Below are 6635 nucleotides of genomic sequence, written 5' to 3'. Positions count from 1 at the left end.
GCGCAGGCCAGGGCCGACGAGCGGAGAGCCGCGCTCGACGCCGCGGGCGCGCATGGCCAGGGCCGACTGCACCAGGTCCTCGGCCGCGTGCCGGTCGCCGGTCAGCAGGTACGCGGTACGGGCAGACCCGCGAGATGTGGGTGCTCATGCTGCCCGCGCTCGTGCCGGTCCTGCTGTTCAGCGTGGGCCCGCTGCTGTACGGCATCGGGCTGGCGTTCACCGACGCGCGCAACACCCGCAACCACGAGACGAGCTTCGTCGGCCTGGAGAACCTCACCGAGCTGCTGACCGCCGAGGACTTCTGGTCGTCGTTCCGGATCGGCATGATCTGGTCGATCTCGGTGACCGGTCTGCAGTTCCTCGCCGCCCTGGGCCTGGCGTTGCTGCTCAACCAGGACCTCAGGTTCCGGGGAGTGGCCCGGGTGCTGGCGGTGGTGCCGTGGGCGATGCCGCCGGTGGTCATCGGCCTCATGTGGAAGCTCGTCTACCACCCCGACGCCGGCATCCTGAACAGCCTGCTCGGCACCCACGTCAACTGGCTGGCCGACTTCTCGTTCGCCCTGCCGGCGATCATCGTGGTCGGCGTCTGGACCGGCATGCCGCAGACGACCGTCGTGCTGCTCGCGGGCCTGCAGAGCGTCCCGAGAGAGCTGTACGAGGCCGTGGAGGTGGACGGGGCGGGCCGCTGGCGCAAGTTCTGGAACATCACGCTGCCCCAGCTCAAGCCCGTCATCGTGGCCATCACCTCGCTCGACTTCGTGTGGAACATCAACCAGTTCGGACTGGTTTACGTGCTCACCCAGGGCGGGCCGGGTGGCCAGACGCGGCTGCCGATGCTGTTCGCCTACGAGGAGGCGTTCCGGTACCGGTTCGCCGGCTACGCCTCGATGCTCGGCCTCGCGATGGCCGTCGTCGTGCTCGCGGTGCTCGGCGTGTACCTGTGGCGCCAGATGAGGGAGGCCAAGTGACCACCACCCGCGGAGCGGCCGCCGGGGTGCGCCGCGTCCCGCAGTACCTCGCCCTGCTCGCCTACGTCGTCTTCCTGGCGTTCCCGCTGCTGTGGCTGCTGTCCACGGCGCTGAAGACGCCGCGCGAGATGGCGCTGGCCGACCCGACGTGGATCCCGCGGGACCCGACGCTGGCCAACTTCGCCGACGCGTTCGGTGAGCAGGACCTCGTCGGCGCGGCCACCCGCAGCCTGGTCGTGGCACTGGCCAGCAGCCTCGTCACGGTGCTGATCTCGCTGCCCGCCGCCTACGCGATGGCCCGCTACCGCGGCCTGGTCAACCGGATCGCCATCGGGTGGGTGCTGGTCAGCCAGGTCTTCCCGTTCATCCTCATCATCATCCCGCTGTTCATGATCCTGCGGGACCTGGAGCTGGTGAACACGCTGCCCGGCCTGGTGGTCGTGCACGTGACGTTCACGCTGCCGTTCGCGCTGTGGATGCTCCAGGGGTACGTGCGCGCGGTCCCGGCCGAGCTGGAGGAGGCCGCGGCCGTGGACGGCGCCGGGCGGATCACCACCATCGCCCGCGTGGTGGCGCCGCTGCTCGCCCCTGGCGTGGTGGCGACGCTGCTGTTCTCGTTCATCTCGTCGTGGAACGAGTTCCTCTTCGCGCTCGTGGTCCTGCAGGACCCCGACGTGATGACGCTCCCCCTGACGCTGGTGCGCTTCACCGGTCCGGAGGGAGTGGCCCGGCTCGGCCCGCTGGCCGCGGCGTCGCTCATGGCGACCATCCCGAGCCTGATCTTTTTCGCAATCATCCAGCGGCGACTGAAGTCCGGTCTGATGGCCGGCGCCGTCAAGGGCTAGTAGGAGGCTCTCATGCGTATGAAGTCCGCTTTGGCGGCGGCAGCGATCGTCGCGCTGGCCGCCGGCTGCGGCAGCGGCGGCAGCGGCGACAAGGGCGGCTCCGCGGCCGAGCCCAGTGAGCCGGTCAAGCTCAACTTCCTCAGCCTGGCCTGGCAGAAGGAGTCGGTCGCCGCCAACAAGCAGATCGTCGACGAGTGGAACAAGGCCAACCCCAAGATCCAGGTCACCTACGTCCAGGGCAGCTGGGACAACGTCAACGACCAGCTCGTCACCCAGTTCGCGGGCGGAACCGCGCCGGACGTCATCCACAACGACTCGCCCGCGCTGTCCGGCTTCTCCTCCGACGGCTATCTGCTCGACCTGTCGGACAAGCTGCCCGCCGAGCTGAAGAGCGACATCCCGCAGAAGTCGTGGGACACCGTCACCTTCGATGACGGCAAGGGCAAGCAGGGCGTGTACGGCGTGCCGTTCCTGCAGGAGTCGCAGGTCATCATCGCCAACAAGAAGCTCCTCGACGGCGCCGGCGTGCGCATCCCCACCCCCGACAACCCGTGGACGTGGGACGAGTTCGCCGAGGCGAGCAAGAAGATGACCAAGGGCGGCGCGTTCGGCGTGGCGTGGCCGATGAAGTCGCCGGTCAACAAGACCCTCAACCTGGCGCTGAACTTCGGCGGCACGTTCTTCCAGACCGCCGACGGCAAGACCACCGTCAAGGTCGGCCCGGAGGAGAAGCAGGTCCTCCAGCGCATCCACGACCAGCTCTACAAGGACAAGTCGGCCGACCCGGCGGCGCTCGGCCAGGGCACGGCCGACCCGCTGCCCGCCTTCTACGCCGGCAAGTTCGCCCTGCTGCCCGCCGGCGTGTACCTGCGCCAGCAGGTCGCCGAGCAGGCGCCGAAGGGCTTCGACTGGGTGACGCTGCCGCCGCTGAAGGGCACCACCTCCGACCAGGGCGCGGTCTCCCAGACCCTCTCGGTGTCGCAGGACAGCAAGCACCCGGACGAGGCGCTGAAGTTCATCTCCTTCTTCCTCAACCCGGACAACCAGGCCAAGCTCGCCAAGGGCGACTGGCTGCTGCCGACGTCCGTCAAGGCCGCCGCCGACCCGTCGATGACGACCAAGGAGAACGGCTGGGACGTGGCCACGGCCTCGGCCAAGAACCTCGTCGTCGCGCCGTTCCTCAAGGTCAACGGGTTCGACGAGTGGAAGAGCAAGGTGGCGACGCCGGCGCTCCAGGAGTACTTCGCCAACAAGATCACCATCGACGACGTGGCGAAGAAGCTCGTCGAGGACGGCAACAAGGTGCTGGAGCGGTACCAGAAGTGACGTATCGCGACCGGGCCCGGGGGTGTCTGCTCGGCCTCGCGGCCGGCGACGCCCTCGGGGCGCCCGCCGAGAACCTCACGCCGTCGGAGATCCGGCGGCGCTGGGGCAGGCTCACCGAGATCGAACGCGGCGGCACCGACGACACCGAGTACGCCATCTTCGCCGCCTCCCTGCTGGTGCGGCACGGGCACGGCCTGACCTCGGCCGCCGTGGCCGCCGCCTACCGGGCCGAGGTGCTGCCGCGGATCGCCGGCCCCATGCGCGGGGCCGGGTTCTCCGAGCTGGGGACCGTCGAGGCGCTGCGCCGCGGCCTCGAACCGCCGATGACCGGCCTGGTCCACCAGCACGGCTGGTCGGACGGGCTCGCCATGCGGGCCGCGCCGTACGGGATCTTCTGCCCGGGCGACCCGGCCGAGGCGGCGCGGCTCGTGGAGGAGGACGGCCGGGTGAGCCAGTCCGGCGAGGGCATCCTCGGCGGGCGGGCCGTCGCGGGCGCGGTGGCCGCCGCCATGGCGGGGCTGCCGCCACGCGAGGTGGTGGCGGCGGCGCTGTCGGTGGTGCCGCCGGACTCCTGGACGGCCCGCGCCATCGAGCGCGCGGTCGCCGTCCTCGACCGCGTCACGGACCGCGAAACGGACCGCGTCACGGACCGCGTCACGGACCGCGAAACGGACCGCGTCACGGACCGCGAAACGGACCGCGAAACGGACCGCGATGCGAGCGCCGGCTCGGCCGATGAGTCGGACAGCGATCCGGACCGTCGGGAGGCGGCGCTGGTGGAGGCGCTGCACGAGGCCGTCGTGGTCCGGCACTACCCGTGGACCGACGTCGCGCCCGAGGCCGTGGCGCTCGCCCTGGCCGCCTACCTGGCGGGCGGGGGCGACGTGGAGGCGTCCGTGACGTTCGCCGTGGGCCTGGGCCGCGACGCCGACACCATCGGCGCCATCGCCGGCGCGATCGCCGGCGCGGGGCAGGGCGAGGCCGGCGTACCCCGGCGGTGGGCCGCCCGCGTCGGCCCGGTCGCGGGCACCTGCCTGCCCGTGGTGGCCGGCAGGCACGTCCTGACCGTCGCCGACGAACTCGCCGACGAACTCGCCGGCCACCTGTCCGCCCGGCCCGCGGCCCGACCGGCCGGGGAACCGGCCGACCGCCCGGACCGTACGGCGAAAGGACTGTAGAGACCATGTCGGGGGACAGAATCCGGGGGGCCTTCGTCGGGCTCGCCGTCGGTGATGCCGCGGGCTGGCCCGCCGGCCGGCACCGCTCCGCCCTGCACGCCCCGTGGAGCAGACGCCTCCACCGCGAGCTCGACGCGTTCGCCGAGGAGCACCGGGTCACCACGCTGCCCGTGCCGTTCGCGCTGAACCAGCCCGTCGCCCCGCTCGCGCTCGGCCCGTCCGACGACGCCGAATGGCTGGCCTGGACGGCGCTCACGATCGACCGGCCGCGCGCCGAGGCGTTCCGCGAGCTGGGCCCCGAGGTACGGGCGCGCATCTCGGTGGCCACCGCGCTGGACAATCTCGCCCGGGGCGTCGAGCCGCCCGCCAGCGGCCACGACAACCCGCACCATTTCGACGACGCCGCCGCCGTGCGGGCCGTCGCCTTCGGCGCGCTGGGCCGTGACCCCGGCGAGGACGCCCGGGTCACCAACGCCGGCGACGGCGTGCTCGGCGCGCTCGCCATGGCCGCCGCCGTGGCCGCCGCGGTCGCGACCGGGTCCGCCGGGGACGCCGTCCGCGCCGCGCTGGACGTCCTGCCCGAGGACACGGCGATCGGGCACAACGCGCGTCTCGCGCTGAAGGCGGCGCGCGCGGCCGGCGACCCGTTCGCCGCCGTGCCCGCGCTCGACGCCGCCCTGCTCGACCACGTCTACAGCTACGCGGTGGGCGCCGCCCTGACGGTACCCGTCGCGCTGGCGCTCGCCGAGGTGTCGGGCGGCGCGCTCGACCGGGCCGTGCCCGCCGCCGCCTGCCTGGCGCCGCTGGCCGACTCGGCGCCCGCGCTGACCGGCGCCATCACGGGGGCCTGCGGCGGGTACGAGGCGATCCCGGAGGGGTGGACCGCCTCGGCCCGCACGCTGGCCGGCTGTTGCCTGCCGAGCCTGGCGGGAACAGATCTCATCGAACTCACGGAGGAACTCGCATGACGCCGCTCGCAGACCAGCCCGCAGGCCGGCCCGCAGACCCGCTCACCGACAAGGCAATGGGCTGCGTGGCGGGAGCGGCGGTGGGCGACGCGCTGGGCGGCGCCACGGAGGGCTGGACGCCGGAGCAGATCACGCAGCGGTACGGCGGGCCGGTCGAGGGCATCGTGCCGCCGTTCAACGAGGACTGGCGCAACGCCCGCCCCATCGCCCCGTACCACAAGGGCGACGGCCACATCACCGACGACACCCTGATGACGCACGCGCTCATCCGCGTCTACGAGAAGGTCCGGGGCCACCTGGACGCGTACGCGATGGCCGAGCACCTGGTGCCCGAGCTGATGGGGGAGCGGCGCTGGATCCCCGAGCTGGAGGCGGAGGCGCTGCCGCTGCACCGGATCTTCCTCGCCGAGAAGTGGATCGTCACGCGCCTGCACTACGGCCACGTCGACCCGCGCGAGGCCGGCGTCGGCAACATCGTCAACTGCGGCGCCGCCATGTACGTGGCGCCGGTCGGCGTCGTCAACGCAGCCGACCCCGACGCCGCCTACGCCGAGGCGATCGACCTCACCGGCGCCCACCAGTCCAGCTACGGCCGCGAGGCCGCGGGCGTGATGGCCGCCGCGGTCGCCGAGGCGATGCGGCCGGGCGCCACCCCCGACTCGGTGGTGGCCGTGTGCCTGCGGCTGGCCAAGGACGGCACCCGGGCCGCCATCGAGGCGGTCTGCGAGGCGGCGCGCGGGCTCGGGCACTGGGAGGGGTCGTTCGAGACGCTGCGCGCCGCGATGCGGCCCTACGACACCGTCGCCGACACCTACCGCGACCAGGGGCTCGGGGCGCGCCGGCCGAGCCGGGTGCACAGCATCGAGGAGCTGCCGCTCGCCCTGGGGTTCCTCGTGGTGGGCAAGGGCGACTTCCGGGAGACGGTGATCGGGGGCGTCAACTACGGGCGCGACGCCGACTCCATCGCCTCCATGGGCGGCGCCATCGCGGGCGCGCTCGGCGGGCTCGCCTCGGTGCCGGCGGAGTGGGTCGAGGAGATCGGGCGGGCCAGCCGTACGGACCTGGTGGAGCCGGGGCGGGCGATCGCCGGGGTGGCGCGGCGCGTCCACGCCGACGACCAGGCCCGCCGCCGCGCCCACGAGAGCGACTTCGCCGCCCTGATCGCGAGCGAGGCGGGCGACGCCGGGGAGGGCGGCGCGTGATCCGTCTCACCTGGGTGCAGCCCGAGGACCTGGTGGGGCACGAGCTGCGCCAGGCCGCCGAGGACGGCAGGGACGTGCGGGACATCGCCGCCCGGTGGCGCGAGGCGGGCGGCCACGACGCGCCGCCCCGCGCCGGCGCGTCCGAGCC

6 protein-coding genes are annotated in these 6635 nt (G+C 73.1%); all 6 read left to right on the top strand.

The genetic code is table 11. The features are described from left to right. The first annotated feature begins 134 nt into the window (after positions 1–134). From ABZS51_RS41950 to ABZS51_RS41925, 6 genes are read left to right on the top strand one after another with little or no spacing between them, the layout of a single operon-like run. The gene (locus ABZS51_RS41950) at positions 135–968 is read left to right on the top strand and encodes a sugar ABC transporter permease (RefSeq protein ID WP_355453720.1); all 834 of its coding nucleotides are present in this window, start codon (positions 135–137) and stop codon (positions 966–968) included. Further along, positions 965–1813, top strand: coding sequence for a carbohydrate ABC transporter permease (locus ABZS51_RS41945; protein WP_310711019.1), 849 nt, complete (start codon positions 965–967; stop codon positions 1811–1813). The genes ABZS51_RS41950 and ABZS51_RS41945 overlap by 4 nt, the downstream gene beginning before the upstream one ends. A gap of 12 nt (positions 1814–1825) precedes the next feature. Continuing rightward, on the top strand, positions 1826–3139 hold the full coding sequence (locus ABZS51_RS41940; RefSeq protein WP_310711018.1) for a sugar ABC transporter substrate-binding protein: 1314 nt from the start codon (positions 1826–1828) through the stop codon (positions 3137–3139). Continuing rightward, complete coding sequence (locus tag ABZS51_RS41935) at positions 3136–4317, top strand: ADP-ribosylglycohydrolase family protein (RefSeq protein ID WP_355453715.1); 1182 nt, start codon at positions 3136–3138, stop codon at positions 4315–4317. The genes ABZS51_RS41940 and ABZS51_RS41935 overlap by 4 nt, the downstream gene beginning before the upstream one ends. Before the next feature lie 5 nt (positions 4318–4322). Next, positions 4323–5285 carry an ADP-ribosylglycohydrolase family protein gene (locus tag ABZS51_RS41930; protein WP_355453712.1) on the top strand — a complete coding sequence of 321 codons (963 nt, stop codon included), beginning with the start codon at positions 4323–4325 and terminating at the stop codon, positions 5283–5285. Next, complete coding sequence (locus ABZS51_RS41925; protein ID WP_310711015.1) at positions 5282–6487, top strand: ADP-ribosylglycohydrolase family protein; 1206 nt, start codon at positions 5282–5284, stop codon at positions 6485–6487. The genes ABZS51_RS41930 and ABZS51_RS41925 overlap by 4 nt, the downstream gene beginning before the upstream one ends. Positions 6488–6635: the final 148 nt, after the last annotated feature.

Origin of the sequence: Nonomuraea sp. NPDC005501, assembly GCF_040605905.1 — a bacterium.
Lineage (GTDB): Bacteria > Actinomycetota > Actinomycetes > Streptosporangiales > Streptosporangiaceae > Nonomuraea.
The sequence above is the reverse complement of the archived record's forward strand: the minus strand, read 5'-3'. Positions and strand labels throughout refer to the sequence as shown.